General features: G+C 61.4%; 28 protein-coding genes and 1 pseudogene. 14 read left to right on the top strand and 15 right to left on the bottom strand.

Features of this window, described 5'->3' with window-relative positions; genetic code table 11:
- Both Q0072_RS03685 and Q0072_RS03690 read right to left on the bottom strand, forming a co-directional pair.
- The coding region (locus Q0072_RS03685; RefSeq protein ID WP_298325895.1) for a radical SAM protein at window positions 1-552 on the bottom strand (552 nt) is incomplete at its 3' end.
- Window positions 540-1,151 carry a non-canonical purine NTP pyrophosphatase gene (locus Q0072_RS03690; RefSeq protein WP_298325899.1) on the bottom strand — a complete coding sequence of 204 codons (612 nt, stop codon included), beginning with the start codon at window positions 1,149-1,151 and terminating at the stop codon, window positions 540-542. The genes Q0072_RS03690 and Q0072_RS03685, both read right to left, overlap by 13 nt.
- Window positions 1,152-1,269: 118 nt before the next feature.
- On the opposite strand from Q0072_RS03690, the gene Q0072_RS03695 reads away from it, so the two are divergent.
- Both Q0072_RS03695 and Q0072_RS03700 read left to right on the top strand, forming a co-directional pair.
- Entirely contained in the window at window positions 1,270-1,791 is a 522-nt protein-coding gene (locus Q0072_RS03695) for a DUF2975 domain-containing protein (protein WP_290793682.1), read from the top strand.
- Window positions 1,788-1,997 carry a helix-turn-helix domain-containing protein gene (locus tag Q0072_RS03700; RefSeq protein ID WP_298325906.1) on the top strand — a complete coding sequence of 70 codons (210 nt, stop codon included), beginning with the start codon at window positions 1,788-1,790 and terminating at the stop codon, window positions 1,995-1,997. The genes Q0072_RS03695 and Q0072_RS03700 overlap by 4 nt, the downstream gene beginning before the upstream one ends.
- Window positions 1,998-2,000: 3 nt before the next feature.
- On the opposite strand, the gene rph is transcribed toward Q0072_RS03700, so the two are convergent.
- Together rph and Q0072_RS03710 are read right to left on the bottom strand one after the other, a co-directional pair.
- Complete coding sequence (rph, locus tag Q0072_RS03705; RefSeq protein WP_298325909.1) at window positions 2,001-2,753, bottom strand: ribonuclease PH; 753 nt, start codon at window positions 2,751-2,753, stop codon at window positions 2,001-2,003.
- Window positions 2,754-2,822: 69 nt separating this feature from the next.
- Window positions 2,823-3,140, bottom strand: coding sequence for a hypothetical protein (locus Q0072_RS03710; protein ID WP_298325912.1), 318 nt, complete (start codon window positions 3,138-3,140; stop codon window positions 2,823-2,825).
- 121 nt (window positions 3,141-3,261) lie between these two features.
- On the opposite strand from Q0072_RS03710, the gene hrcA reads away from it, so the two are divergent.
- Both hrcA and grpE read left to right on the top strand, forming a co-directional pair.
- Window positions 3,262-4,374: a heat-inducible transcriptional repressor HrcA gene (gene hrcA / locus Q0072_RS03715; protein ID WP_298325914.1), complete on the top strand. Its 1,113-nt coding sequence runs from the start codon at window positions 3,262-3,264 to the stop codon at window positions 4,372-4,374.
- Window positions 4,375-4,394: 20 nt separating this feature from the next.
- Complete coding sequence (gene grpE, locus Q0072_RS03720) at window positions 4,395-4,994, top strand: nucleotide exchange factor GrpE (protein ID WP_298325916.1); 600 nt, start codon at window positions 4,395-4,397, stop codon at window positions 4,992-4,994.
- Between the two features lie 45 nt (window positions 4,995-5,039).
- On the opposite strand, the gene Q0072_RS03725 is transcribed toward grpE, so the two are convergent.
- Entirely contained in the window at window positions 5,040-5,975 is a 936-nt protein-coding gene (locus tag Q0072_RS03725; protein ID WP_298325918.1) for a dienelactone hydrolase family protein, read from the bottom strand.
- A 300-nt stretch (window positions 5,976-6,275) separates the two neighbouring features.
- Between Q0072_RS03725 and dnaK the strand changes: the two genes are divergently transcribed.
- The 3 genes from dnaK to dapB all read left to right on the top strand — a co-directional run bounded on the left by dnaK (window position 6,276) and on the right by dapB (window position 10,512).
- Window positions 6,276-8,174, top strand: a complete 1,899-nt coding sequence (gene dnaK / locus Q0072_RS03730; protein ID WP_298325921.1) for a molecular chaperone DnaK — start codon at window positions 6,276-6,278, stop codon at window positions 8,172-8,174.
- 264 nt (window positions 8,175-8,438) lie between these two features.
- Window positions 8,439-9,608: a molecular chaperone DnaJ gene (gene dnaJ, locus Q0072_RS03735; protein ID WP_298325924.1), complete on the top strand. Its 1,170-nt coding sequence runs from the start codon at window positions 8,439-8,441 to the stop codon at window positions 9,606-9,608.
- 151 nt (window positions 9,609-9,759) lie between these two features.
- Complete coding sequence (gene dapB / locus Q0072_RS03740; RefSeq protein ID WP_298325927.1) at window positions 9,760-10,512, top strand: 4-hydroxy-tetrahydrodipicolinate reductase; 753 nt, start codon at window positions 9,760-9,762, stop codon at window positions 10,510-10,512.
- Here the strand turns inward: dapB and Q0072_RS03745 are convergent.
- The 3 genes from Q0072_RS03745 to coaBC all read right to left on the bottom strand — a co-directional run bounded on the left by Q0072_RS03745 (window position 10,479) and on the right by coaBC (window position 12,579).
- Entirely contained in the window at window positions 10,479-10,826 is a 348-nt protein-coding gene (locus tag Q0072_RS03745) for a hypothetical protein (RefSeq protein ID WP_298325930.1), read from the bottom strand. The genes dapB and Q0072_RS03745 overlap by 34 nt on opposite strands.
- A 95-nt stretch (window positions 10,827-10,921) precedes the next feature.
- Window positions 10,922-11,383, bottom strand: a complete 462-nt coding sequence (dut, locus tag Q0072_RS03750; RefSeq protein WP_298325934.1) for a dUTP diphosphatase — start codon at window positions 11,381-11,383, stop codon at window positions 10,922-10,924.
- Entirely contained in the window at window positions 11,380-12,579 is a 1,200-nt protein-coding gene (coaBC, locus tag Q0072_RS03755) for a bifunctional phosphopantothenoylcysteine decarboxylase/phosphopantothenate--cysteine ligase CoaBC (protein ID WP_298325938.1), read from the bottom strand. Before coaBC ends, dut begins: the two co-directional genes overlap by 4 nt.
- A gap of 53 nt (window positions 12,580-12,632) precedes the next feature.
- Between coaBC and Q0072_RS03760 the strand changes: the two genes are divergently transcribed.
- Window positions 12,633-13,250, top strand: coding sequence for a hypothetical protein (locus tag Q0072_RS03760; RefSeq protein WP_298325941.1), 618 nt, complete (start codon window positions 12,633-12,635; stop codon window positions 13,248-13,250).
- A 59-nt stretch (window positions 13,251-13,309) separates the two neighbouring features.
- Window positions 13,310-15,289 carry an EAL domain-containing protein gene (locus Q0072_RS03765; RefSeq protein ID WP_298325944.1) on the top strand — a complete coding sequence of 660 codons (1,980 nt, stop codon included), beginning with the start codon at window positions 13,310-13,312 and terminating at the stop codon, window positions 15,287-15,289.
- Here Q0072_RS03765 and Q0072_RS03770 read toward each other — a convergent pair.
- From Q0072_RS03770 to Q0072_RS03800, 7 genes are all read right to left on the bottom strand, one after another.
- Entirely contained in the window at window positions 15,267-16,244 is a 978-nt protein-coding gene (locus Q0072_RS03770) for a magnesium transporter CorA family protein (RefSeq protein WP_298325947.1), read from the bottom strand. The two genes, Q0072_RS03765 and Q0072_RS03770, sit on opposite strands and share 23 nt — an antisense overlap.
- A gap of 29 nt (window positions 16,245-16,273) precedes the next feature.
- A complete protein-coding gene (locus Q0072_RS03775) occupies window positions 16,274-17,944 on the bottom strand; it encodes a methyl-accepting chemotaxis protein (RefSeq protein ID WP_298325951.1) in 1,671 nt (556 codons plus the stop codon).
- 172 nt (window positions 17,945-18,116) lie between these two features.
- Window positions 18,117-19,634 (bottom strand): 2-polyprenylphenol 6-hydroxylase, encoded by a 1,518-nt coding sequence (gene ubiB, locus Q0072_RS03780; protein ID WP_298325974.1) that lies wholly within the window; start codon window positions 19,632-19,634, stop codon window positions 18,117-18,119.
- Between the two features lie 12 nt (window positions 19,635-19,646).
- Window positions 19,647-20,390 carry a class I SAM-dependent methyltransferase gene (locus tag Q0072_RS03785; protein WP_298325976.1) on the bottom strand — a complete coding sequence of 248 codons (744 nt, stop codon included), beginning with the start codon at window positions 20,388-20,390 and terminating at the stop codon, window positions 19,647-19,649.
- Between the two features lie 84 nt (window positions 20,391-20,474).
- A complete protein-coding gene (locus Q0072_RS03790) occupies window positions 20,475-20,846 on the bottom strand; it encodes an EF-hand domain-containing protein (protein ID WP_298325954.1) in 372 nt (123 codons plus the stop codon).
- Window positions 20,847-20,926: 80 nt separating this feature from the next.
- Window positions 20,927-21,685, bottom strand: coding sequence for a hypothetical protein (locus Q0072_RS03795; RefSeq protein WP_298325957.1), 759 nt, complete (start codon window positions 21,683-21,685; stop codon window positions 20,927-20,929).
- A 76-nt stretch (window positions 21,686-21,761) separates the two neighbouring features.
- Window positions 21,762-21,902 carry a hypothetical protein gene (locus Q0072_RS03800; protein ID WP_298325960.1) on the bottom strand — a complete coding sequence of 47 codons (141 nt, stop codon included), beginning with the start codon at window positions 21,900-21,902 and terminating at the stop codon, window positions 21,762-21,764.
- Between the two features lie 52 nt (window positions 21,903-21,954).
- Here Q0072_RS03800 and Q0072_RS03805 point away from each other — a divergent pair, with 52 nt between their 5' ends.
- The 5 genes and pseudogenes from Q0072_RS03805 to Q0072_RS03825 form a co-directional block, all read left to right on the top strand.
- A complete protein-coding gene (locus Q0072_RS03805) occupies window positions 21,955-22,797 on the top strand; it encodes a 1-acyl-sn-glycerol-3-phosphate acyltransferase (RefSeq protein WP_298325963.1) in 843 nt (280 codons plus the stop codon).
- The gene (gene tsaE / locus Q0072_RS03810; protein WP_298325966.1) at window positions 22,794-23,225 is read left to right on the top strand and encodes a tRNA (adenosine(37)-N6)-threonylcarbamoyltransferase complex ATPase subunit type 1 TsaE; all 432 of its coding nucleotides are present in this window, start codon (window positions 22,794-22,796) and stop codon (window positions 23,223-23,225) included. The genes Q0072_RS03805 and tsaE overlap by 4 nt, the downstream gene beginning before the upstream one ends.
- A 9-nt stretch (window positions 23,226-23,234) precedes the next feature.
- Window positions 23,235-24,308, top strand: coding sequence for an N-acetylmuramate/N-acetylglucosamine kinase AmgK (gene amgK / locus Q0072_RS03815; RefSeq protein ID WP_298325969.1), 1,074 nt, complete (start codon window positions 23,235-23,237; stop codon window positions 24,306-24,308).
- Complete coding sequence (gene murU, locus Q0072_RS03820) at window positions 24,305-25,024, top strand: N-acetylmuramate alpha-1-phosphate uridylyltransferase MurU (RefSeq protein ID WP_298325972.1); 720 nt, start codon at window positions 24,305-24,307, stop codon at window positions 25,022-25,024. The genes amgK and murU overlap by 4 nt, the downstream gene beginning before the upstream one ends.
- Window positions 25,021-26,143: pseudogene (locus Q0072_RS03825) on the top strand (double-strand break repair protein AddB); the annotation flags it as partial. The gene murU and the pseudogene Q0072_RS03825, both read left to right, overlap by 4 nt.

A 26,143-nucleotide genomic window follows, 5' to 3' on the forward strand; every position in this document is an offset into this window, starting at 1 on the left:
CCGCCGCAGCTCATCTTCCCAGTTTTCTAGGCTTTGCTCCGGCAGGGCATAGATCAGGTCCAGCGACACCCGCTCAAAGACAGACAAGGCGGTCTCTAGCCCCGTAAGCGCTTCCCGCGCCGAATGGTTGCGCCCCAGAAAGCGCAGCGCCGCGTCATCCAGCGACTGAATCCCGATCGACAGGCGATTGATACCCGCCGCCTGAAAGGCGCGATAGCGGGCGATTTCCGCATCGGTCGGATTGGCCTCCAGCGTGATTTCGATATCGCCCGCGACCGGAAACAGGGTCTTGGCCTCGGCGATCAAAGCCGCCACCCAGTCGGGTTTCATCAGCGACGGCGTGCCGCCGCCAAAAAACACCGAGGCCAGACGGCGCGGCCCCAGCCATGACGCCTGCGTCCTCAGATCGGCGCGAATGGCCTCAAACAGGGCCTGCTGCGTATCGGTCTGACCGCGGTCGCGCGTCACATTAAAATCGCAGTAGGGACAGATGCGCGAACAGTAGGGCCAGTGGATATAGAGGGCGACAGGGGCCGGGTTCAGAACAGCCATGCCTTCAACTGTTCAAAGGCCAGATGGCGGTGGCTGAGGCTGTCCTTCAGCGTTTCGTCCATCTCGGCATAGGTGATCTCATAGCCATCCGGCTGAAAGATGGGGTCGTAACCGAACCCCTTGTCACCGCGCGGCGCGACGATGTCGCCATGCACCACGCCTTCAAAGACGACTGCATGGCCTTCGGGCCAGGCGACGGCCAGAGCCGAGGTAAACCACGCCCGTGTGGAGTAGGTGTCGGGATTATGCACCTCCGCCTGAATCATCTTGTGATGGATGATTTCCATGGCGCGCGGAAAATCCTTCTGCGGCCCCGCCCATCGGGCACTGTAAATCCCCGGATCACCGTTTAACGCCGCGATGCTCAGGCCGGAATCGTCGGCCAGAGCCGGCAGGCCCGCTGCCATGGCCGCATGACGGGCCTTGAGGATAGCATTGCCAACAAAGCTGTTTTCCGTCTCATCCGGCTCCGGCAGGCCCAGACTGCCCGCCGAGACAATCTCAAACCGCCCATTGAGCAGGCTGTCGATTTCGCGCGCCTTGCCCGGATTATGGGTGGCGGCAATCAGTTTCTGACCGGCAACAAGCGCAATCGACATGAAGTGTCTCCGTTTGCGGACTGTGTAGCCTATGCCGCGCGCAATGAAAAAGCCGTAATTTGGCGATGACGGTTTTTTGTGGCAGAGATCGTTTTCATTCCGCGGCACAGGGTAGCTCATGCGTTTCTTAGGCCCCCGTTCGATTTCCAGCCTGCTCAAGACGGCCCTTGATGTCGTCTATTACGGCCTGTTCGCCATGATCGTGGCCGTGGGGATCGCCGCCCTGTGCCTGTTGTCGGTGCCAACGCTCGCCGCCGAAGTGATGGCGCGCATGAAGATGGTGGCGCAGATTAACGGCACGCAGCAGGCGGTGCTAATGCTGGCCTTTGCCGTGTCACTGTCGGGCTATCTGCTGATCATGCGCTGGACACGGCAGGTGTTCCGCACCCTGGCCGAGGGCGATGTCTTCCACCCGGACAATACGCTGCGCCTGCGCTGGATCGGCTTCGGATTGGCCGGGGTGGAGCTTTATTCCTACGCCTCGCGCGCTCTAGCTGAAGCCATACTGAAAATGCCGGTGGAGCCGGTTTATGGGATGCGGGCGGTGACGGCGTGGTTTTCGGTGCTGGTCGTCTTCGTGCTGGCCGAAGTGTTTAAGGAAGGGGCGCGGCTCAGGGCCGAAGCCAATCTGACCATATGAGCGTAACGATCTGTCTGAATGAACAACTGGCGCGGCGACGTTTGTCTCTGGTCGAACTGTCCGACCGGACCGGGATCGCTGTGCGGCATCTGGAATTACTGCGCGATCAGAAGGCCGTGGCCGTGCGGCTGCGCACGCTGGAGTCGTTGTGCCGGGCGCTCAACTGCACGCCCGGCGATCTGCTGGTCATCAAGGACGAGGAATAGGTCTTACTTCCCCGCCGCCGTGCGTTGCAGGGCAAACAGTTCCGCCGCCCCTTGGGTGGCCAGATCGAACAGGGTGTTGAATTCATCGCGTGAGAAGCCGCGCTTTTCACCGGTGGCCTGAATTTCGACGATATGGCCCGAACCGGTCAGCACAAAATTCGAGTCCGTTTCCGCCGTCGAGTCTTCATCATAGTCGAGATCGAGCACCGGCACGTTCTCATAGACACCGCACGACACGGCGGCGACCTGATCAATGATCGGATTGGCGGAAATCAGTTTCTGCTCCAGCAGCTTGTCGCAGGCCAGAGACAGGGCCACCCAGGCCGCCGTGATCGAGGCGCAGCGCGTGCCGCCATCGGCCTGAATCACATCGCAATCCAGCGTAATCTGACGTTCACCCAGCGCCTTGAGATCGACCACAGCGCGTAAAGAGCGCCCGATCAGGCGCTGAATTTCCTGTGTGCGGCCTGACTGTTTGCCCGCGGCGGCTTCGCGGCGCGAACGGGTGTGGGTCGAACGCGGCAACATGCCGTATTCCGCCGTCACCCAGCCCTGCCCCTTGCCTTTCAGGAACGGCGGCACGCCCTGCTCCACCGACGCCGTGGCCAGCACCTTGGTGTGGCCGACCGTGATCAGGCACGAGCCTTCGGCATAGCGCGTCACGCCCGTTTCCAGCGTCACCTTGCGCAACTGATCCGCCTGACGGTTGGACGGACGAAAGGTTTTCAAGGCATTCAGGGCGTCGAATTGCGACATGGCGGGGACCTCCATTATGTGCGGACGTGCCTATCAGCCCCGGCAGCGTTTTGAAAGTTGGTTTATCGCTTAGTCCCGCTTTTCATCGACCTTGCGCGACACCTTGCATTCCTTATCGACGCAGGCATAGGTATTGCCGTTCTCATCGACGGGCTCCTTACCCTTGTTTTTCAGCGATTTGGTAATGCGCCACGGGCCACGCAGGGGCTCAAAATCGCTGGTTCTGGCCTTTGGTTTGGGCTTATAGGTGCTGGGGATTTCGGTCGCCGCGGTGTCCGTGCGGGTTTTGAACACGGGGGGCTTGGTCAGGGTTACTACCTCTTCGGCCTGCACCGTCCCCGCCACAAGCAGCGCCATCGCAGCCGCGATACAGATTGATTTATACATTAAACGCTCCCCGTTCAGTTGCCCCGATGGAGCCCTGCAATCGTGGCAATTTGGCGGCAAATGCGGCTGGGCCTTGCGAAGCCTCTTCACAAGCGCCCAAAGGCTTCTATATCCTTAAGCCATGAAGACATCGCTCTCGACCCTGATGAGTGGCACGGCCTCGCTGACCGAACTGGACGCGCGGGCGCGTGAGGTATTCCGTCACGTGGTGGAGGCCTATCTGGAAACCGGTGAGCCGGTGGGCTCGCGCACCCTGTCGAAGGGCGGAATCGCCCTGTCCCCGGCGTCAATCCGCAACACCCTGTCCGATCTGGCCGAGCTGGGCCTGCTCAGCGCGCCGCATATTTCCGCCGGGCGGATGCCGACGCATCAGGGCCTGCGCCTGTTCGTCGATGGTCTGCTGGAGGTTGGCGATGTGGCGCAGGACGCCAAGCGCGAAATCGAAGCCCGCCTGACGGCCAGAGGCATGACCTTCGACAGCGCGCTGCGCGAAGCCTCCAACCTGCTGTCAGGGCTTGCTGGCGGGGCGGGTGTGGTGATGACGCCTTCGTTTGAGGCCGGGGTGCGCCACGTCGAATTTGTCAAGCTGGCCCCGGATCAGGCGCTGGCGGTGCTGGTTTTTGACGACGGGCGGGTCGAAAACCGCCTGATGGCGCTGGATGCCGGTGTGACGCCTGCCGATCTGATCGAGGCCTCCAACTATCTCAGTACGCGTCTGAGGGGTCGCACACTGAGTGAGGCCGGGCGCGACCTGCGCGCCGAGCTTGAGGCCGAGCGTCAGCAACTCAATGAGGCGGCGACCGGTCTGATCGCGCGCGGACTGGCCGCCTGGGCCGGCGGGGAAACCGGAAATCAGAGTGATCGGCGCGCGCTGATCGTGCGCGGGCAGGCCAATCTGCTGGAGGCTTCGGCGCTCGAAGACCTTGAGCGCGTGCGCGCCCTGTTCGAGGATCTGGAGGAAAAGGAAGAGCTGATCAACCTGCTCGACAATGTGCGTTCGGCGCAGGGGGTAAGAATTTTCATCGGATCGGAATCGAAACTGTTTTCTTTGTCCGGTTCGGCTGTTATTGCAGCGCCCTACATGCTGGGCGGTCCCAAGACTGGGCAACCGCAAAAGGTCGTCGGCGCCATCGGCGTCATCGGGCCCGCCCGGTTGAATTATGCGCGCATCATCCCACTTGTGGACTACACCGCGAAAATCCTCGGCCGCCTGCTGGAGCAGGAACGGTCCTAACTCACAGAGTCTGAAGAGTAATGAGCGAAGAACACACTGAACAACAAGACGCCCCGTTCGCCAATGACGCCATTGACACGCTGAACGCCGCGCTGGAGCAGCTTCAGGCCGAAAACACAGCACTCAAGGAACAGGCGCTGCGTTACGCCGCCGAGGCCGAAAACGTCAAGCGCCGCGCCGAGCGCGAAATGAACGACGCACGCGCCTATGCCATTCAGCGCTTTTCGCGCGACCTTCTGGGCGTCGCCGACGTGCTGCAACGCGCGCTTCAGGCCGTCCCGGCACAGATCGAAGACCCGGCGTTCAAAAACTTCGTCTCCGGTATCGAGATGACGGAAAAGGAACTGGCCGGGGCGTTTGAAAAGAACGGCGTAAAGAAGATCGCGCCGCTTAAAGGTGACAAGTTCGACCCGAACTTCCATCAGGCCGTGATGGAGCAACCCTCCACCGAGGTCGAGGGCGGCAGCGTGCTGATGGTGATGCAGGCGGGCTATGAGCTGTTTGGCCGCACCATCCGCCCGGCCATGGTCGTGACGGCGGCCAAGACGGCCAGCGCCGCCAACGGTGCCTATAATGGCGGCGACAGCGCTTCCGGCGGCACGGTCAATACGCAGGCTTAAAACCGGGCAAGATACCTCCCCGCGTGCGGGGAGGTATTGTCGCAGCTACAGATACGTCTCAAACCACTTAAGCAGTTCGGCCCAGCCTTCCTTGGCCGCCTTTTCGTTATAGAGGGCGCGGTAGTCGGCGTGGAAGCCGTGCTTGGCGTCCTTATAGACCTCGATATGGCTGGGGGTCTTGCCCGAGGCTTTCAGCGCGGCGTTCATACGCTCAACGCTGTCCAGCGAGATGCCGCCATCCTGCCCGGCATAGAGGCCCAGCACCGGGCGGCGCAGGTCGGCCGCGCGGTCGATCGGCCACTGGCGGTCTTCCTTACCCAAAAAATCGGTTGCCGCCGGACGCTCCAGACGCCCGTACCACGCCACGCCCGCCTTGATGTCGGGGATGGAAGACGCCGCCATCCATGTGACGGCCCCGCCCCAGCAGAAACCGGTAATGCCGATGCGCGAGGTATTGGCGAACTTCGTCTTGCCGAACACACCCTTTGACTGACCGACATCGGGGTTGGTTTTCAGCCAGGCGATCAGGGTTTTCAGGTCACCCATCACCTGTTCATTGGTCGCGGTTTCGACCAGCTTGCGGATTTCAGCCGTGTCTTTCAACGCCGCCGCATTGCCCTTACGCGCAAAAGGATCGAAGGTCAGGGCCACATAGCCCTGATGCGCCAGCCGGCGGCAGACATCGCGCAGATAGTCGTGCAGGCCGAAGATTTCCGGTACGACCAGCACCACCGGGCGGCGTTTGGCGTCTTCGGGCAAGGCGATATAGGCCGGGATGGCGTAATCGCTATCGGTCGGCACCGTGAGGTCTTTGGCGATGAGACCGGCCGAAGGGGTCGTGATCGGCGATTGCGCCGCGGCGGCTCCCGCCCCCAGCGCATAACCCGCAAAAAACAGCCCGGCTATGCCGCGACGGCTGACGTGAAAATCTTTCGCCTCGCTACCTTCGGGTCGCGTCAGGGGCAGGTTGTTCGTGGTCATTGGCAAGTCTCCCGGCATCTGTCTTTGTATGCCCTACCTAACAACAGGATGCGGGCCACTGCAATACGAACCGCCCTTATGACCGGGTTCTGAAAAACCCTAAAAATAATGCCAGCATTGCAGGTGTCCCTCTTGCAGGTCGAAACGCGCCCCTTATATCGGTTGCAGATTTGGGGCTGCCGAAATCACGGGCCGTCCTGAAAATCAGTAAATTTCATCTCACCGGGGATGGACAAGCGGGGTGCTTAGCTTCAAAAGGCCTCGAAAGCCCATTGCCTTAAACGGAGTAAATCTGGACTCATGGCTAAAATCATCGGTATCGACCTTGGTACGACCAATTCGTGCGTCGCCGTTATGGACGGCAAGAACCCGAAGGTCATCGAAAACGCCGAAGGCGTTCGCACCACGCCGTCGGTGGTCGCCATCGTGGACGACTCGGAGCGCCTGATCGGGCAGCCCGCCAAGCGTCAGGCGGTTACCAACCCCTCCAATACCTTCTTCGCCATCAAGCGCCTGATCGGCCGCACCTATAACGACCCGATGGTCCAGAAGGACAAGGGCATGGTGCCCTACGAAATCTCCAAGGGCCCGAACGGCGATGCCTGGGTCAAGGCCCACGGCAAGGACTATTCGCCGCAGCAAATCTCGGCCTTCATCCTGCAAAAGCTGAAAGAAGACGCCGAAGCCTATCTGGGTGAAACCGTCACTCAGGCCGTCATCACGGTTCCGGCCTACTTCAACGACGCCCAGCGTCAGGCCACCAAGGACGCGGGTAAGATCGCCGGTCTCGAAGTCCTGCGCATCATCAACGAGCCGACCGCCGCGGCTCTGGCCTACGGCCTCGACAAGAACGACGGCAAGAAGATCGCCGTCTATGACCTCGGTGGCGGTACGTTCGACGTCTCGGTGCTCGAAATCGGTGACGGCGTTTTTGAGGTGAAGTCCACCAACGGCGATACGTTCCTGGGGGGTGAAGACTTCGACATGTGCGTCGTCGATTACCTCGCTGATGAGTTCAAGAAGGAAAACGGCGTCGATCTGCGTTCCGACAAGCTGGCTCTGCAACGCCTCAAGGAAGAGGCCGAAAAGGCCAAGAAGGAGCTTTCGACGGTCGCTCAGTACGACCTGAACCTGCCCTTCATCTCGATGAACGCATCGGGCCCGCTGCACCTGAACCTCAAGCTGACCCGCGCCAAGCTGGAAAGCCTTGTTGAGGACCTGATCCAGAAGACCATCGCTCCCTGCCAGCAGGCGCTGAAGGATGCCGGTCTGAAGGCTTCGGACATCGACGAAGTCGTCCTCGTCGGCGGCATGACCCGTATGCCCAAGGTCGTTGAAGCCGTTAAGGCCTTCTTCGGCCGCGAACCGCACAAGGGTGTGAACCCGGACGAAGTCGTGGCTCTGGGTGCCGCCATTCAGGCCGGCGTGCTGCAAGGCGACGTCAAGGACGTGCTGCTGCTCGACGTGACGCCGCTGACGCTCGGTATCGAGACGCTCGGTGGCGTGTTCACCCCGCTGATCGAGCGCAACACCACCATCCCGACCAAGAAGTCGCAGACCTTCTCGACCGCCGACGACAATCAGTCGGCCGTGACCATTCGCGTCTTCCAGGGCGAGCGTCCGATGGCTGCGGACAACAAGCTGCTGGGTCAGTTCGACCTCGTCGGCATCCCGCCCGCACCGCGTGGCGTACCGCAGATCGAAGTCACCTTCGACATCGACGCCAACGGTATCGTCAACGTCAATGCCAAGGACAAGGCGACCAACAAGGAGCACTCGATCCGTATTCAGGCCAATGGCGGCCTGAGCGACTCGGACATTGAGGATATGATCAAGCAGGCCGAGGCCAACAAGGCCGAAGACGAAAAGCGCAAGGCGCTGATCGAGGCCCGCAATCAGGCCGATGCTCTGGTCCACTCGACGGAAAAGGCCCTCAAGGACTTCGGTTCGAAGGTCGCCGCCGAAGACAAGACCGCCATCGAAACCGCTCTGGCCGATCTGAAGACGGCCAAGGACGGTGAAGACGTCGAAGACATCAAGGCCAAGCATCAGGCGCTTCTGACCGCCTCGATGAAGCTGGGTGAAGCCATGTACGCCGCTCAGGGCGCGGGCGAAGCCGGTGAAGAGGCTCAGGCCGATGACGGCGTCGTCGATGCCGAGTTCGAAGAAGTCGATGGCGACGGCAAGAAGAGCGCGTAAGCCAGCGCTTTGACAGGTCAAAAGGGGGAGTCTGATCTCGGTTGGGCTCCCCCAACTTATGTCTCCCTTAGCGACGCAGGCGTCTCTGAGGGCTGTCCATCGGGACACTCACCCGATGCGCGTGTGGATTTTCAATTCGTTCCCTTTTCCGGATTTTCGACTGGAGTCGGAAAGCGTGAACAGGGGATGTAGCGGGTGTTCTGAGCACCGGCTGCTGTATTGTCGGCCTGTGTTCAAAAGCTCTAAGCGGGACTGCTGTTTATAATGGCGCGTGATTATTACGAAATTCTGGGCGTGGCCCGCGATGCGGATGACGCGACGCTGAAATCGGCCTTCCGCAAGAAGGCGATGGAGCATCACCCTGACCGCAATCAGGGTGATGATCAGGCCGAGGCGCGCTTCAAGGAAGTCAACGAAGCCTATTCGGTGCTGTCCGACGCCAACAAGCGCGCGGCCTATGACCGCTTCGGACACGCCGGTGTCAATGGACAGGGTGGTGGCGGCTTTGGTGGTCAGGGCGGCTTTGGCGGACAGGGCTTCGGCAATGTCGAAGACATCTTCTCCGAAATGTTCGGCGACATCTTTGGTGGCGGGGGCGGTGGCCGCCGCTCAGGCCCGCAACGCGGCCCCGATGTGCGCTATGATTACGAAATTACGCTGGAACAGGCCTATAAGGGCGCGGATGTCGAACTGAACGTGCCGACGACCCTGACCTGCGAAGTCTGTAAGGGCTCAGGGGCCAAGGCGGGCACCAAGCCGGTCACCTGCCACACCTGCGGTGGCGCAGGGCGTGTGCGTACCTCCAACGGCTTCTTCGCCGTGGAGCGCACCTGCCCGACCTGCAACGGTCAGGGTCAGGTGATCAAGGAACCCTGCACCAACTGCCACGGCCATGGTCAGGTGCGCGCCAATCGCAAGCTGAACGTGCGCATCCCGGCCGGGGTCGATGATGGTGCGCGCATCCGTCTGTCCGGTGAGGGTCAGGCCGGGGCCAATGGCGGGCCGCGCGGCGACCTCTACATCTTCCTGTCGGTGGCCGAGCACGAGATTTTCGAGCGAGATGGTGCCGATCTGCACTGTCAGATCCCCGTGCCCATGCCGACCGCCGTTCTGGGCGGTGAGGTCGAGGTGCCGTGCCTGATGGGGGGCGAAGGCTGCGACGGCACCTGCAAGCTGGAGGTCGCCATCCCCGAAGGCGCGCAGACCGGCCACAAGGTCAAGATCAAGGGCAAGGGGATGCCGGTGCTCAATTCCAAGCATCGCGGCGACCTGCTGGTCGAACTGTTCGTCGAAACGCCAAAGCATCTCAGCGCCCGCCAGAAGGAACTGATGAAGGAATTTGCTGAGATCGCCGAGGCGCAGTCCTACACGCAGTCGCAAGGCTTTATGCATAAGGCCAAGCGATTCTGGGACGACATCACGGGAACCGCATAAACCAAACCCTGTAGCCTCCCCCCTGATATCAGGGGGGACACCGCCGGAATCGGCGGAGGGGGGTTAAACCACGCGCTTAACCCCACCCGGCGCTTCGCGCCACCCTCCCCTGATATCAGGGGAGGTGCTTTTCTTACCGCGAGGAGGCCACATGACCCAGATTCGTTTTGCCGTTGCCGGAGCCAGGGGTCGCATGGGTCAGGCGGTTATCCGTGTCCTGAATGAGCGCGAACTGATCGTCACCACCACCTTTGACAAGGGCGACGCCATCGACCTGTCGCAGGCCGATGCGGTGATCGACTTCACCACCCCCACCGCCACTCTGGCGCTGGCCGAAGCCTGCGCTGCCGAAGGGCAAAGGCGCGGCAAGCCTTTGGCGCATATCATCGGTTCGACCGGCTTCATGCCGGAACAGATTGCCGCGCTTGAAGCCTATGGCGACCGCAATATCGTGCTGCGTTCGGGGAACTTCTCTCTGGGCGTCAATATGCTGATGGGGCTGGTGAAGCAGGCCGCGACCAAGCTGGGTCCGGACGCCTGGGACATCGAAGTCTTGGAAGCCCATCATAAGCGCAAGGTCGATGCGCCGTCAGGAACGGCCCTGATGCTGGGCGACGCCGCCGCCGAAGGGCGCGGGGTCGATCTCAAGGATGTGCGCGTGGCGGCACGCGATGGCCTGACGGGTCAGCGCGAACCGGGTACGATCGGATTTTCGGTCATTCGCGGCGGCGGCATTATCGGCGAACACAGCGTACTGTTTGCCTCTGAAGATGAAGTGATCACCCTGTCGCATTCGGCGCGCGACCGCACCCTGTTTGCGCGCGGCGCGGTCGAAGCGGCGTTGTGGGCTGCACCGCAGTCGCCCGGTCTTTACGATATGCAGGACGTTCTGGGCTTTCGCTGAGTTAATCGCCTTATACCCAGCGCTTCGGTCAACCAGACAGGCCCAATGGCGACCAGCGCCATCAGCGCAAACTGGATGCTGTATTCCGGCTCACCAAAGTCGGGAGCAAGGGGCGGCAGGCCATACAGCAGGGGCCACAGACTGCTGAAAACAAGGGTCAGGCACAGCCCGATCAACAGACGCGCAGCCACCGGCAGCCAGATCAGGAGCGCCGCTATGACGCCCGCCAGCAGCGCCGGCCACAGATTGAGGCCGTTCAGCGCCGCTTCGACCAGATCGCTCAACAATCCGTACAGTTCGAGGGTTTCTGTCATGGCTCATCACCCAGATTCGCGTATGGGGCGAGTCTGGGGTGCTTCGCTGCGCCGGTAAACCCGGCGATCCTGCACAATTGCGTGAAATAAAAAGATCAGCCCCGCCCGGTCGAGCCAAAGCCGCCCGCGCCGCGCGCCGTATCGTCGAGGCTTTCGACCACTTCCCATTCGATGCGGGCGTGACGCGCCACCACCATCTGCGCAATGCGGTCGCCGCGGCGGATTTCGAAATCCTCGGCCCCCAGATTGACCAGAATGACCCCGACCTCACCGCGATAATCGGAGTCCACCGTTCCCGGCGAGTTGAGGCAGGTAATACCGAATTTCAGCGCCAGCCCTGAACGCGGGCGCACCTGCACCTCAAACCCTAACGGCACGGCGACCTTGAGACCCGTGGGCACCAGCGCTCGCCCTAACGGCTTGAGCGTCAGCAGCTCGCCTTCAGGAATGGCAGCACGCAGGTCGAGACCCGCCGAGCCTTCCGTCTCGTAGGCGGGCAGGGCCAGACCGGCAGCGTGCGGCAACTGGATGATATGGGCGGTGGGGGTATAGGTCATTTCAGCCTTGTCGTCAGATACTGGATAAGGTCGGCGGCCACTTCGGCCTTGGTCAGGTGCTTGCCCGCCGTCGGGCCCGAAGCGTCGATAAGGATCATGTTGGTGGTGTCGCGGTCGAAGACGTCCTTCGACACGTCATTGGCCAGAATGGCGTCGGCCCCCTTGGTGCGCAGCTTGGTCTGGCCATAGACCTCGACATTGCGCGTTTCGGCCGCAAAGCCGATGACCAGCGTCGGGCGCTGCGTCGGGTGGTGGCCGATACTGGCCAGAATGTCGGGATTTTTGACCAGCGTTACGGTCAACTCGCCGTCCACGCCCTTCTTCTGCTTGTCACGGGCAATCTCTTTGGCGCGCCAGTCGCCGACAGCCGCCACACCGATAAACACGTCGGCGGGCAGGGCGGCGTGCACCGCATCGTGCATCTCAACCGCCGTCTCCACGTCGATACGGGTGACACCTGTCGGGGTCGGCAGACTGACCGGGCCGGAAACCAGCGTCACACGCGCCCCGGCCTCAGACGCAGCGGCGGCGATGGCATAGCCCTGCTTGCCGGAGGAGCGGTTGGTGATGCCGCGCACGGGGTCGAGAGGCTCAAAGGTCGGCCCGGCGGTAATCAGCACATGACGGCCCTTTAACGGTTGCGCCTTCGGCTTCAGCGCGGCCTGAATAGCTGCAAAAATGGCGTCAGGCTCACTCATGCGACCCAGACCGTACTCCCCGCAGGCCATATCCCCTTCATCAGGCCCGCTGAACAACACCCCATCGGCGCGCAAGGTCGCCAGATTGCGTTGTGTGGCCGGGTGGTGCCACATGCGTACATTCATGGCTGGCGCCATCAGGACGCGCTTGTCGGTAGCGAGCAAAAGCGTGGTCGCCAGATCATCGGCCTGTCCGTTGGCCAGCGACGCCATCAGATTGGCCGTTGCCGGGGCCACGACCACCAGTTCGGCCTGACGCGACAGGCTGATATGGCCCATTTCGGTTTCATCGGTCAGGTCAAACAGGTCCGTATAGACCTTGTCTCCGGACAGGGCGGCGGCGCTCAGGGGCGTGACAAACTGTTGCGCGGACTTTGTCAGGACGACGCGCGCCGCCATCCCCGCCTTTTTGAGGAGACGGATCAGCTCCAGCGACTTGTAGGCGGCAATACCGCCGCCGACGATCAGCAGGATACGAGGTGGGCTTGCAACAGTCATGAGATAGCCTTTAATGGCCTTTGCGAGGGTCTGGCAAGACATATGGGGGACAGATGACCGTCATACAACGACTTCTGATCGCGCTGGGCCTTCTGCTGCTGACGGCCTGCGATGCCGGTCCGTCTGCCGTCCTGACCGATGGCAAGGGCGAGGCTCCGGCGCAACAGGTGGCCCCGGCCGAAGCGCCTGCGCCGCGCGCTACCCCGTCCGAGGCACCGCCGGTTGAGGCCGAAGCCGAAGCCCCGGCCCTGCGCGAAGACAGCCACGCCATACGTCTGCCCGTCGGGCCGAAGTTAGAAATCACCTCCGCCCGTTATGGTGACTGGCCTTTGTGGTCGTCGAACCGCAAGTACAGCGCCTATGAAAACGCCACCTATCATTATGAAAAGCATGGCTCAGAAGTCGGCGCGCGCTCCTATGAGGAATGGCTGGGTATGGTGCACGGTTTTATCCATGCGCCGCCCAAGGGGGTCGAAACCCTTTCTCGCAATAATGGCGACACACTATTTTATGATTCCAGACGCAACATCTTTGCCGTCATGACCAAAAAAGGCGCGCCGCGCACCTTGTTCCGCCCCTATGAGGGGGCCGCCTACTGGCAGAAGCAGAAGCAGATCGAAGCGGAGCGCCGCACCATAACCCGCGATAATTTTGACCCCGGCGTCGATTAAATTCTTTTTAGATAAAATGGCTTAAGGTGGTCGTAAGTAACAACCTCCCGGTCAAAGCTGTGACATCTTTTAGTAAAACCCTGCGTACCCTTTTCAGCGTCTCCGCCAATGATCCCGAACTGGCGGTGGCGCAGTTTCACGCCTTGTCACGGCAGGTGCCCCTGCTCTATTTCCTGCTGATCGTCAGTTCTCTGGCTGTCAGCTATACCTTTTCCCACCTCGCGCCCCTGTGGTTGTCGGTATGGCTGCCGGGCACCTTGTGCCTGATCGCCGGTGTGCGCGGGATTCACTGGTGGCGCAAGCGTCGTCAGAACGTAACCCCGGACTTTGCCATCGCTCAGCTTCGCCGCACCACCAAGATGGCGGCGTTTCTGGCCATCGGGTTTATGAGCTGGGGCCTGAGCCTGCACCCCTATGGCGATGACCACGCACAGGGCCATGTGATCTTCTACATGGGCATCACCGTCGTCGGCTGTATCTTCTGCCTGATGCATCTGAGATCGGCCGCCATACTGGTGACGCTGATCGTCAATGTGCCCTTTATCCTGTTCTTCGGTTTGTGGGGTGATCAGACTGAAAAAGCGATAGCCGTGAATATCGTGCTGGTCAGCGCGGCCATCCTGACCATTCTGATGACGCATTATCGCGACTTTGCCGATCTGGTGCGTTCGCGTCGCGACCTGATGACCAAACAGGCCGAAACGCAAGCCTTATCGGACGAAAACTTCCGCATCGCCAATCTCGACGCCCTGACCGAACTGCCCAACCGCCGCCGCTTCTTCCACGATCTGGAACAGGCCTTTGCCGAAGCGAAGGCCGGGCGGCAGGCCCTGTCCGTCGGCGTGCTTGATCTCGATGGCTTCAAGCCGATCAATGACACCTATGGACACGCCACCGGCGACCGGGTGTTGAGCGAAACGGCACGTCGGCTTGAAAAGGCCTGCCTGGGCTTTATCGACGCCAAGGCGGACATCTACCGTCTGGGAGGCGATGAGTTTGGTCTGATCGTGCGCGACGCCATGTCCGACGAGGCCTTAAGCGAAGTCGGTCGCCACCTGACGGATGTTGTACGCCTGCCCTTTACCATCGGCAGCACGCACGCCCACATGGCCTGTTCCATCGGCATGGCGACGTGGAGTGAGACTATACAGTCAGCGGAAATCCTGTTCGAAAATGCCGACTATGCGCTTTATTATGCCAAGCGCAATCTGCGTGGTCAGACCGTTCTGTTCAGCGACAAGCACGCGGCGGAAATCCGCACCCAGACACAGATCGAGCGCCATCTTCTGTCCGCCGATCTCGAACAGGAGTTGATCCAGCTGTTCCAGCCCATAGTCGATCTGAAAAGCGGTCGCGTGCTGTCTTTTGAGGCTCTGGCCCGCTGGTACAGCCCGCAATTGGGTCTGGTTGCCCCGGATGTGTTTATCCCCGTGGCCGAGCGCGCCGGCCTGATTGGCGGCGTCACCCGCGTGCTGCTGGAAAAGGCGCTGCGCGAAATGCGCAACTGGCCCGAAGATATCGGCCTGTCGTTTAACCTCTCGGCGCATGACATCTGCGCCGCCGAAGGGGTGGTTCGGCTGGTGGCCATCGTCAATGCGTCCGGCATTGACCCCCGACGCATCGACTTTGAAATCACAGAAACCGCCATGGCCCACGACTTCGTCAAGGCGCGCCAATCCATGCAGATGCTGAAGACCCTCGGCTGTCACCTGTCGCTGGATGACTTCGGCACCGGCTATTCGTCACTGAGCTATGTCCACCGCCTGCCGCTGGACCGCATCAAGGTCGATCGCAGCTTCGTCACCGACATCGAAAATGACTGCGCCAGCAAGGTGGTGCGCTCCATGACCGGCCTGTGCGCCGATATGGGGCTGAAGTCGATCATCGAAGGGGTCGAAACCGCCGAACAGCTTGACCGGCTTCAGGCCATGGGCTGCGACATGGCGCAGGGCTATCTGTTCGCCAAGCCAATGCACCCCAGCATGATCTCCGGCTATCTGGCCGACACCAACCGGATTAAAGCCAGCCCCGCCGTTTAAACACCCAGTAAGGCACCAGCACAGCCACCCCCATCAGGCCCAGCGCCAGCGGGTAGCCCAGCGCCCAGTGCAGTTCCGGCATGTGGTCGAAATTCATGCCATAGATACCGGCGACCAGCGCTGGCGGCAGGAAGAAGACCGCCGTGGTCGAAAAGATCTTGCCGATCTGGTTCTGTTCGACATTGATCATCCCCAGCGCGGCATCAAGTTGAAAGCTGATCTTGTTCGACAGGAAGGTCGTCTGCTCAGCGATGGACTGCGTATCCTTGAGCAGAGTGCCCAGAGCGCGGCTGTGGTCCGATTGACCGGCGGGCGTGTGAGTGCGCAGAAACCCCGCCACGCGCTGAAGGCTCGATATGCTTTCATGGATGCGCGAATTCAGATCGGCCAGCATCCCCAGCGATTGCAGCACACCGTGCATGATGTCCGAGGGCGTCCCCTTCTCGCCTTCAAATCCGCGCGGCGAAAAGATGCGCCGAGACAGGCCGTCCAGCCCGGTAATCACCTCATCGGAATGGACCACGGTACGCAGCACAATGGCTTCCAGCAAGCCGGTCAGGACATCCACGCTGTCCGGAAAGGCCTTTGGCATCAGCAGCAGGCGTTCCTGAAGCGCCAGAAAGGGCGGCGGATCGATGTCACGCAGCGTAATCAGGAAATCCGGCGTCAGTATAAAGGTTACCGTCCCGCAGGCGCGCGCCTCGCGGTCGTCGCTGATGACGGCGGCGGTCATATAGGCTGTACCATCGCGCGTGTACATGCGGTTGAGCGCGTGGTTGCGCCAGGTTTCCTCACGCGTCGGCAGGGCGATATTGAGGTTTTGCGGCAGATGCCGCAGTTCCTCCTCGGTGGGATTGAGCAGGTCGATCCACACCGGCTCATCCGGTACATTCTGATCGGCCCGTTGCTGGGTTTCCGCGATACGTTCGCCAAGGCGATGGAATATGGTGATCATGGAATACCCCTGTACTGTCGGCGGCTGCCTCAGGCGGCCCGGATTCCCGAAATGAACTCATGGACGTCTTTGCGCAGGCTATCGGCCTGACGCGACAGTTCTCCTGAGGCGCCGAGCACCTGTGTGGCGGCAGCCGTGGTTTCTTCGGTCGCCCGCGAGATGCCTGACATGTTTTGTGCCACCTCGACCGTGCTTTGCGACGCCTGCTGCACATTGCGGGCAATTTCCTGCGTGGTGACATGCTGCTCATCGACCGCGGCGGAAATCGCCATGGAGGCTTCGGACATCTGATCCACCGTGCGGCGGATGTGATCAATGGCCGCTACCGCCTCGCCGACGATGGCCTGAATCTCCTGCACCTGGGCTTCGATATCCGCCGATGCTTTTGAGGTCTGCTGCGCCAGCGTCTTGACCTCGCTGGCGACCACGGCAAAGCCCCGGCCCGCCTCGCCAGCCCGCGCCGCCTCGATTGTGGCATTCAACGCCAGAAGGTTGGTCTGAGAGGCAACCTGCGTGATCAGGCTGACGAAATCGCCAATGCGCTGCGCCCCGTCTGACAGTTTGTGAACCACCTCTGAGGAACGCTGCGCTTCGGCAATGGCGCTTTGAGCGATATGCACTGATCCCTGAACCTGCCGGGCGATCTCCTGTACGGTCGCGGCCATTTCTTCCGTCGCCGCCGCCACAGTCTGCACGTTCATCGACGCCTCTTCCGAAGCCGAGGAGACGACAGTGCTCTGACGGGTCGTTTCCTCGGCACCTGAAGTCAGGCTTTCGGCTGACGCTTCAAGCTCGGTCGCCGCCGTCGAAACGAAGTGGATACTTTCGCGTGTATGAACATCGAAGCGCTGAACAAGCTCCTCGATCAGACGTGCCCGCGCCTCGCGCTGCGCCAACGCCGCCTTTTCCGCCGCTTCCAGCCTTTGCCGCTCAAGGCCATTGGATTTGAACACCTCAACGGCGCGCGCCATTTCTCCGATCTCGTTGCGCGCCTCGCGCGCTGGAACCTCGGTCTGGTATTCGCCCTGCGCCAGACGGGTCATGACCGCCGTCAGGCTGTTGATCGGCGCGATGACCCGATGACGCACGATCCAGATGCCGGCGATACCGAGCGCGAAATTGACCAGAAACGCCGCCCCCAGTGCCCACAGAAGGGTCGTCTGTTTTTGTGAGGCCACATCAAACGACTTTTTAGCCTCGGCAACCTGTAGCTTCACCAACACATCAAAGGCCGCCGTCACCGGGTCGATGGCGGGATAAAGCTCGCTGGACACATAGGTTTCGAGCGCCGCCTGATCCTTGCGCAGCATGATATCCCGTAGGCGCGCTATGGAGGCCTTGGCCTTCTCTTTCTGATCCTTGGCCGCCTGTGCGAGGGCTTTTTCGTTCGCGTCCATCCACGTCAGCATATAGGCGTCAAAGAGCTGATCCGAGCGCGTCAGGGCATCGTCCATATTGCGCACGCCATCGTCAAAGCTGACTGTGCCGGCACGGACCTTGTGCGCATTATCGACAATCAGGACCGCATAGTTGTCGCTGATGCCCTTGAGCTGTTCCAGAGGGATCACCCGGTCAGCATAGACGGTCTGAAGCCCCTGCCGCCCCGCCTGAGCGATCAGAAACGCCAGTCCACAGCTCAAAAGCGCGCCGATAATCAGCACAGACATCACGCCCTGAAGGCGCGCGCGAAGAGTACGCATGGTTTACCCTACCCCAAACACAACCCGCCCTGTGGCGGATCATCCCTTGTAAAGGATTTCAGTTATCTAAAGGTGGGAAGAAGCGGTTAACGGAACCCTAAAGCCGAACCCTTGCGAGAGCGGTGTTATGGAGGGCAACTCTGCGGGGTAATAATAGGTGCGTCAGGCCGCGTCAGAAATGAACAACGGCCATCCACACCATAACACCCAGCGCCAGCACCGAGGCGATCAGGGCCAGAGCCGAGACCGTGCGGCTGTGGCGCAGTTCGGATTGCAGCGAAATGAGCGCCCGCCGTTCGCGTTCGCGGTCCGCCGCATCGTCATCATCCAGCTTTAGCTTATGCACCAGCTTGTCGATCAGGCGGCGCGCTTCGGCCACGGGCGACAGCTCCGCCTGAATGAAGTCGCGCACCACCGGCCGGGCGGCTTCCCAGATGTCGTGTTCCGGATAGATGCGCCGCGCCACACCTTCAACACTGACCATGGTCTTTTGTAGCAGGACCAGTTCCGGCCGCAGGTGCATATCGAACTGCGCCGTGATCTCAAACAGTTGCGTCAGCAGACGCCCCATCGACACCTCGGTCGCGGCCCGCCCCAGCACCGGCTCACCGACCGCGCGCAGGGCCTGCGCAAAGGCCTGAACGTCGTGGTGTCTGGGGACGTAGCCCGCTTCGAAATGCACTTCGGCCACGCGCTTGTAGTTGCGGCGCAGGAAGCCCCACAGCATTTCGGCCAGATAGAGGCGCTCCTTGGGCTTGAGCCGCCCGACAATGCCGAAATCAATCGCCGTCAGCTTATCCGGGGCCTGCGCAAACAGATTGCCTTCGTGCAGGTCGGCGTGGAACATGCCGTGGTTCAGCGCCTGAGACAGGAAGGCGCGAATGAGGTTATCGGCCATGGCCTGCGGCTGAAGGCCCGGCTGGGTCAGGGCTTCGGGCCGGCTCAGCGGGATGCCTTTGGCCCATTCGATGACCAGAACGCGTTTGGCAACGTGGTGCCAGACCACTTTCGGCACGGACATATAGGGTTCGGCATTGATGATCTGCCCCAGTTCGTCCGCCGCCGAAGCCTCAAGCCGCAGGTCCAGCTCCAGCAGCAGCGACTGTGCGACCGTGGCGACAAAGGCTACGGGCTCCAGACGCCGCGAGGCGGGCGACAGAAAGGCGATGATTTTGGCCGCCAGCGTCATCATGGCGATGTCGTCCGCAATGATCTGCTCGATACCAGGGCGCAGAATCTTGACCGCCACCTGCCGCCCGTCTTTCAGGATGGCGCGGTGCGCCTGCGCGATGGAGGCGGCGCCGATGACTTCCCCAAATTCAAAGAAGATGTCATCGACCGGCTTTTCCAGCGCCTCTTCGACCAGACGCCGCGCCGTCGCTGCATCAAACGGCGGCAACTGATCTTTCAGGTGGCTGAGGTCGCGGATAAATGCGTCCCCGAAGATGTCCCCACGGGTGGAGAGCACCTGCCCCAGCTTGATAAAGGCCGGGCCCAGCTTTTCAAAGGCACGGGCATAGCGCAGCCCAACACGGTCTTGCGGCCCGCGACGAGCAAAGACAAAGCGCAAAGAGTTCGAAAAAAAACGCGACGGCGGATTGAGCTGAGAACTCAGTTCGCGCGGGATCAGCACATCCTCGCGCATCAGGACGAACCCGGCCTTGATCAGGCGGAAAAACGAAGTGAACACCGACGCCAAGGCTTACGCCCAGCCGTAATGCAGGGCGCACACCCCGCCGGTGAAGTTGGTATAGCCCGTGCGGCGGAAACCCGCCTTGTCCATCATGCCGCGGAAAATCTCCTGATCCGGGAAGCGTTTGATGCTTTCGACCAGATACTGATAGGAATCGCGGTCATTGGCGATCATCTGTCCCATGAAAGGGATGATCTTAAAGGCGTAGAATTCGTAGCTGCTTTCCACAAGGCCCGTCGTCGGGTGCGAAAACTCCAGACAGAAGAAGCGGCCGCCGGGTTTCAGCACGCGCTTGGCCTCATTGAGCGCCACCTGCACATCGGCGACGTTACGGATGCCGAAAGAGATGATGTAGGCATCAACGCTATTGTCGGCGATGGCGAGATTCATCGCATCACCCACCGACCAGGTAATTTCCGGCTCAGCCCCCTTCTGGATGCCCGCCTCGATCATCGCCTGATTATAGTCGATGATGCGGATTTCCGCGTCCTGACCCCCCCGGCGCACTTTGGCGGCACGCGCCAGCTTGGCCAGACGCCGCGCAATGTCGCCCGTCCCGCCAGCGCAGTCGATGATCACTTCACCCGGCTGCGGGTTGAGCTTGGCGCAGGCCGCGTCCTTCCACAGATGGTGGACACCCACCGACATGACATCGTTCATAAGGTCGTATTTGGCGGCGACGTTTTTGAACACGCCGTGGACCAGATTGACCTTTTCCTTCGCTTCCACATCGCGGAAGCCGAAGGTGGACATTTTGGGGGATTCGGAGGGGGCCGTCTGTTCGCTCATGCGTGGGTTTTTAGACCAGCCGCGCGGCTTTGGCGATAAGGAAAGTCCTTATTTGGACGCCTGCGTCGTTTTTTCCCGCCCGATCAGGGCCAGAGCGGCCTTGGCGCGGTATTCGTCGAACGACACCTTGTGGTCTTCGTTGTCGTCATAGAGCGAGATGAAGAACTTGGCATCGGCCTTTATCGCCTCCGGGTCATTGCCCGTATGCGGCAAACGCGGCGCCTCGTCTTCGGTGATGGAACCGTCGCGATTGCGGTCAAATTCGGCAAAGATGCGCTTGATTTCGGCTTCACGCTGCGCCGGGGTCATCTTGTCCGTGCGCTCGGTAAAGTTGGGCTTGTGCTTCGGGTCGATGACGTCCTGCGCCACAACCGCGCCCGGGAAGGACAACAGGGCCAGTGAAATCAGGGTCGCACGCATGAAGAGTCTCCCGGACAATATCTCACGCATCATATGAGACTTTACCCTGCCGATTCAATGGGGCGGCATTGGGGCGTAAGTTACCGGCTATCGGGCCCGTAATTACCGGTGGCGCTGTCGCTGGCCACGGTTTCAGCGGCGGCGGTGGCCGGGGCCTCGATTTTCAGAGCCGGTGCCTGTGTGCCTTCGAGCTTTGATGGCGCGTGCAGATCGTCGCGCACATAGTGGTACATGCGCTCATCCGAACAGGCGCAGACGCGGATGTGCTGCGTGCCATCGCGCCAGATGATCAGCGGGTAGCGGATCGGCACGCCGTTATCGCCCAGAAGCGGCTCCAGTTTAGCGATAAAGTCGCGGCTGGCCTGCACCACCGCTGAGCGTGCCAGATCACCGTCCGCCGCGCGGAAGGTCGGCTGCCACGTCTCTTCATTGGCCGCACGCCATTGCTTATACAGCGGATAGGAGCGGTTGAGCCAGAGTTCGGCAATGGTCGAACGTTCCGAGGCGGTAGTCGTCACCTTGCCTTCGACGTCCATCGGGGCGAAGGGCACGATGCGGATGTCGGCTGAGATGGCTTCGAACTTCGGCAGTTCCTGATCTTCCCACACCTTGCAATTCGCGCAGTTGCGATAGGTGATGACCCATATTTCCGGCCCCTCCTTGCCCGACGCGGCATAGCCCGACGAATCAAGAAGCTCCTGAATATCCTTTTGTTTTTGCGTGATGGTCACGGGTGCCCAGCGCACAAAATTATCCCAGTACAGCCAGTAGGCGACGCTGCCCAACACAGCGCCGGTAATCAGGAACAGTATGGCGTAAAGTATGTGCTTTCTGGTCATCCGGCGCTCAGCCCCTCTTGAACCTAAGGACTATACGCGCGTTATGCGGCATCTGTTAAGGGTTTGGTTAACAGATTCAGCCCCATGACAGGGCAACAAGACCGAATATGATACCAGTGAGGGCCGCAAACCACAGCCACAGATAGGGGCCCATGGCCTTCGGGCGGCGCGAATCCTCGCTTTTGAGGTCTGGGTTCGGGGTGTGCGAAGCGGGCATAAGAGAGCCTTAGCAAGAATAACAGGATAGCGAAAGACTGGGGAGGGACAGGATGGCGTTAACGACGCCGCGTAACATTGTTGAAGAACTGATTATCGAACGTGCGCCGCATCTGGCCTCATCGGCCGTATGGCCCGTGGCGCGCCCGCTGTTGTACGGCCTTTTGGGCTACGAACGGGCCGTGCGTATGGCGCAAGCCATTGCGGACCTGTCGGGGCCTGAGGCGCTTGACTATATCTCCCGCCTTCTGTCGCTTGAGGTCGTGGCGCGCGGGGTCGAGCGCATTCCGGCCACGGGGCGCTGCGTCGTCATCTGCAATCACCCGACCGGCATAGCCGATGGTATAGCCGTCTATGACTGTTTGCGGAAAGTGCGCGCCGACATCACCTTCTTCGCCAATGCCGACGCCCTGCGGGTCAATCCGCGCTTTGGTGAGGCGCTGATCCCGGTCGAATGGGTGGAGGCCAAGCGCACGCGCGAAAAGACCCGCACCACGCTGAGTGCGGCGCGTGCCGCTTTCGAGAGCGAAAAATGTGTAGTGTTGTTCCCGGCCGGGCGGCTGGCGCGACGCGGCGCAGACGGACAGCTCAGTGATCCGCCGTGGCAGACGACGGCTCTGTCGCTGGCACAGAAATACGACGCGCCTGTGGTGCCCATGCACCTTTCGGGTCCCAATTCGATGTGGTTTCATGCCTTTAACCGCGTCTCACAGGAACTGCGCGACATCACCCTGTTCCATGAGTTTCTGAACAAGGCCGGCAAACGGTTCGACCTGAGTTTGGGGCCGGTCATAACATCCGAACAACTCAGCGGCGAAGTCGGCCTGTTGTGTGAGCGGTTGAAGACCTATATCGAACGGGAACTCCCGCTCGATCCGGACCGCCCTGCCCTATGACCTTTTCCGACGATTGTTTTCTGGCCGACGATAGCGCCACCGCCGATTGGGGGGCGTGGCTGGCCACGCAGCTTAAAGTCGGGGATGTCGTCTATCTGCTGGGGGAACTGGGGGCCGGGAAATCGACCCTGGCGCGCGGCCTGATCCGGGGGCTGACTACGCCCGATGAGGACGTGCCGTCGCCGACCTTTACGATCGTTCAGACCTATGAAGGCCGCGACTTCAACATTGCGCATTTTGACCTCTATCGCCTGACCGACCCGGAAGAGGTGCACGAGATCGGCCTGTTTGAGCTGGCAGACACGCATCTCTGCCTGATCGAATGGCCGCAAAGATTGGGGCATTTCGGCTTTGACGCCCCGTGGATCGTGCGCCTAAAAGAAGAGGCTGCGGGCCGTCGCGTGACGCTTGAGCGGCCCGCCCCATAAGAGCTTTGAATGTCCAATCGTGAAGACCTCCGCGTCCGTTTTCTGCAACAGCTGGGCCTTGCCGAAGCGCGGCGTGACCCGCTGCCCGGTGATGCCTCGACGCGGCGCTATGAGCGCCTGACGCGAGCAGACGGCTCGACGCTGATGCTGATGGATCAGCCGCCCACAGGGGCGCAGCCCTGCCCGCCGGACGCCAATACCGAGGCGCGTCAACGGCTTGGCTATTTTGCACAGACTCGTCTGTCTGCGGGTGATCTGAGGGCCTTTGTCGGGGCCGCAACCTATCTGAGCGGGCGGGGCTTTTCCGCACCGACCGTCTATGAAAGCGATCTGGACAATGGCCTGATCCTGCACGAAGACCTTGGCAATGCCCTGCTTGCCCGCCTGATCGAAGAGGGTGAACACGAAGCGCCGCTCTATTTGTCGGCGGTATCCGTGCTGGCGAAGCTGCACGAGGAGCCGCCGCCGGCCACGATGGGCGACTGGCCGCTGCTGGCCTATGACGCGCTGGCGCTGAAAACAGGGGCCGACCTGTTTGTCGAATGGCTGCCGCAGTACGATCCTGCGCTGCACTTTTCCGAACAGGCGCGTGCCGATTGGGACGGGTTATGGGCCCCGTTGCGCGCCGAAGCCGAGGCCGGGGCCAGCGTCTTCATCCACCGCGACTATCACGCCGAAAACCTGCTGTGGCTTGGGGGTCGCGAAGGCGTGGCGCGCGTCGGTCTGATCGATTTTCAGGACTGCCTGAAGGCACATCCGGCGTGGGACCTGCATTCGCTGTTGCAGGACGCCCGCCGCGATGTGTCACCAGAGGTGGAAGCGCTTTGCCTCGACCACTATTTCAGCCTGCGTCCCGAACAGGACCGCGAGGCCTTTATGCGGCTCTACACGGCGCTGGCGGCGCTCAATCAGGCACGTATTCTGGGTGTCTTCGCCCGGTTGGTCACACGCGACCACAAACCGCGCTATGAGGCCTTCATGCCGCGCATGTGGCGACATCTGGGGCGCAATCTCAATGCACCTGCACTGGCCGGGGTGCGAAACTGGTTTATGTCCAACGGTCTGGGGGGCCGCATCGCATGACGCAGATCAAAACAGCCATGGTATTGGCGGCAGGGCTGGGCACGCGGATGCGGCCGTTGACCAATGACCGGCCCAAGGCACTGGTCGAAGTCGGTGGGCGTACCCTGATTGACCACATGATCGACCGGCTGAAAAGCGCGGGCGTCGAACGCTGTGTGGTCAATGTCCATTATTTTGCCGACCGGCTGGAGGCCCACCTCAAAAGCCGCAGCGATGTCGAGATCGTCATTTCGGATGAGCGCGAGAAGCTGCTGGAAACCGGTGGGGGCCTGAAAAAAGCGCGCCCGCTGCTGGGCGATGATCCGGTGCTGGTGGCCAATATCGACAGTGTGTGGATCGAAGACGGCGGCGATGATCGCGCCATTGCCGATATGCTTAAGCAATGGCAACCGGACGCGATGGACGCCCTGCTGCTGCTGGCCGACATGGCGCGCTCCAGCGGTTTTGATGGGGCGGGTGACTTCTTCCTTGGCGACGATCAGCGTCTGAGCTTCCGTGGTCAGGCCGTGTCCGCGCCGTTCAACTATATGGGTGTGCACATCACCCATCCGGACATAGTGGCGGAGGTGGCCGAAGACGCGTTTTCCCTGACGCCCATCTGGCGGCAAAAGGCGGCCGACGGGCGTTTGTTCGGGGCGCGGATGTATGGCGACTGGATGCATGTCGGTGACCCGGCTGCGCGCGATGCCGCCGAAGCGCGATTGCAACGGGTATGAAAAGCCGCGACCTCTTCGTCACCCCGGCCCCGCGCTGGTACTCCATTCCGTCTGGCCGGCCCTTCCTCGATGATCTGGCACGCGGACTGTGTGAGGCGCTGGGTGACGACCTGCCGCACGCTCTGATCCTCACCCCGACCCGGCGCGGCGCGCGTCAGATGGCGCACGCCTTTACCGATCAGTGCCGGGCCAAGGCGCTGCTTTTACCGCAGGTACGGGCGCTGGGTGATCTCGAAGAGGGGGAGCCGCCGTTTGATCTGGAGCATCTGGGGCTCGACCTGCCGCCCGCCCTGTCTGCGACGCGGCGGCGCTTCGAACTGGCGAAGCTGATCAAGGCGCATTACGAAAGCGATGCGCCGCTCAACGCGCGAACGGCACTGGAACTGGCTGATTCTCTAGCTAAATTCTTCGATTCACTGGCTCTGGAAGAGGTCAGGGCCGCAGATAGACTGGACCGTCTTGTCCACGACCCGGACCTGTTGCACGACGGTATGGGGGCGCTGGCCGAACACTGGCAAGTATCGGCGCGTTTTCTGGCCATTGCCGTCGATCTGTGGCCAAAGCGTCTGGCTGAACTCGACAGGATGGACCCCAGCCAGAGGCTGGTGACACTGATTCATCGCCTTGGTGATCAATGGGAAAAGACCCCGCCCACCCAGCCGGTCATTATCGCCGGGACCACCGGCACCACACCCGCCACGGCGCGGCTGATGGGGCTGGCCTCGCGTTTTGAGCAAGGGGCCGTGGTCCTGCCAGGTCTCGACCTGTCGCTGGCCGAGGACGTCTGGGCGCAGGTGGGCGATTCGCATCCGCAAGGGGCCATGAAGGCCCTTTTGGATCGCCACCGGGTCAGCCGCGAGGTCGTCCATACCTGGCCCGTTTCGATCGAAGCTGACCGCGCGCGTCACGCCCGCCGGCGCGTCCTCAATGAAGCCTTGCGCCCCGCCGAGGCCACCAAGGACTGGCGCACGCAGATTGCCGCGCTGAAGGCCGGATCGGGAACCGCCATAGAGGAGGGCTTAAGCGGCCTGACCCACATCGAAGGCCGCAATGACGAGGAAGCCGCCGCCGTCATCGCCCTTCTGATGCGCGAGGCGCTGGAAACGCCGGGCAAGACGG

It is taken from the genome of Asticcacaulis sp. (assembly GCF_027484505.1).
Lineage (GTDB): Bacteria > Pseudomonadota > Alphaproteobacteria > Caulobacterales > Caulobacteraceae > Asticcacaulis.

Excerpts from the sequence above, each read along its gene's own strand:
- Q0072_RS03690 (WP_298325899.1), bottom strand. The coding sequence starts at position 1,151 with ATGTCGATTGCGCTTGTTGCCGGTCAGAAACTGATTGCCGCCACCCAT.
- Q0072_RS03695 (WP_290793682.1), top strand. The coding sequence starts at position 1,270 with ATGCGTTTCTTAGGCCCCCGTTCGATTTCCAGCCTGCTCAAGACGGCC.
- Q0072_RS03700 (WP_298325906.1), top strand. The coding sequence starts at position 1,788 with ATGAGCGTAACGATCTGTCTGAATGAACAACTGGCGCGGCGACGTTTG.
- rph (WP_298325909.1), bottom strand. The coding sequence starts at position 2,753 with ATGTCGCAATTCGACGCCCTGAATGCCTTGAAAACCTTTCGTCCGTCC.
- Q0072_RS03710 (WP_298325912.1), bottom strand. The coding sequence starts at position 3,140 with ATGTATAAATCAATCTGTATCGCGGCTGCGATGGCGCTGCTTGTGGCG.
- hrcA (WP_298325914.1), top strand. The coding sequence starts at position 3,262 with ATGAAGACATCGCTCTCGACCCTGATGAGTGGCACGGCCTCGCTGACC.
- grpE (WP_298325916.1), top strand. The coding sequence starts at position 4,395 with ATGAGCGAAGAACACACTGAACAACAAGACGCCCCGTTCGCCAATGAC.
- Q0072_RS03725 (WP_298325918.1), bottom strand. The coding sequence starts at position 5,975 with ATGACCACGAACAACCTGCCCCTGACGCGACCCGAAGGTAGCGAGGCG.
- dnaK (WP_298325921.1), top strand. The coding sequence starts at position 6,276 with ATGGCTAAAATCATCGGTATCGACCTTGGTACGACCAATTCGTGCGTC.
- dnaJ (WP_298325924.1), top strand. The coding sequence starts at position 8,439 with ATGGCGCGTGATTATTACGAAATTCTGGGCGTGGCCCGCGATGCGGAT.
- dapB (WP_298325927.1), top strand. The coding sequence starts at position 9,760 with ATGACCCAGATTCGTTTTGCCGTTGCCGGAGCCAGGGGTCGCATGGGT.
- Q0072_RS03745 (WP_298325930.1), bottom strand. The coding sequence starts at position 10,826 with ATGACAGAAACCCTCGAACTGTACGGATTGTTGAGCGATCTGGTCGAA.
- dut (WP_298325934.1), bottom strand. The coding sequence starts at position 11,383 with ATGACCTATACCCCCACCGCCCATATCATCCAGTTGCCGCACGCTGCC.
- coaBC (WP_298325938.1), bottom strand. The coding sequence starts at position 12,579 with ATGACTGTTGCAAGCCCACCTCGTATCCTGCTGATCGTCGGCGGCGGT.
- Q0072_RS03760 (WP_298325941.1), top strand. The coding sequence starts at position 12,633 with ATGACCGTCATACAACGACTTCTGATCGCGCTGGGCCTTCTGCTGCTG.
- Q0072_RS03770 (WP_298325947.1), bottom strand. The coding sequence starts at position 16,244 with ATGATCACCATATTCCATCGCCTTGGCGAACGTATCGCGGAAACCCAG.
- Q0072_RS03775 (WP_298325951.1), bottom strand. The coding sequence starts at position 17,944 with ATGCGTACTCTTCGCGCGCGCCTTCAGGGCGTGATGTCTGTGCTGATT.
- Q0072_RS03785 (WP_298325976.1), bottom strand. The coding sequence starts at position 20,390 with ATGTCCACCTTCGGCTTCCGCGATGTGGAAGCGAAGGAAAAGGTCAAT.
- Q0072_RS03790 (WP_298325954.1), bottom strand. The coding sequence starts at position 20,846 with ATGCGTGCGACCCTGATTTCACTGGCCCTGTTGTCCTTCCCGGGCGCG.
- Q0072_RS03795 (WP_298325957.1), bottom strand. The coding sequence starts at position 21,685 with ATGACCAGAAAGCACATACTTTACGCCATACTGTTCCTGATTACCGGC.
- Q0072_RS03800 (WP_298325960.1), bottom strand. The coding sequence starts at position 21,902 with ATGCCCGCTTCGCACACCCCGAACCCAGACCTCAAAAGCGAGGATTCG.
- Q0072_RS03805 (WP_298325963.1), top strand. The coding sequence starts at position 21,955 with ATGGCGTTAACGACGCCGCGTAACATTGTTGAAGAACTGATTATCGAA.
- tsaE (WP_298325966.1), top strand. The coding sequence starts at position 22,794 with ATGACCTTTTCCGACGATTGTTTTCTGGCCGACGATAGCGCCACCGCC.
- amgK (WP_298325969.1), top strand. The coding sequence starts at position 23,235 with ATGTCCAATCGTGAAGACCTCCGCGTCCGTTTTCTGCAACAGCTGGGC.
- murU (WP_298325972.1), top strand. The coding sequence starts at position 24,305 with ATGACGCAGATCAAAACAGCCATGGTATTGGCGGCAGGGCTGGGCACG.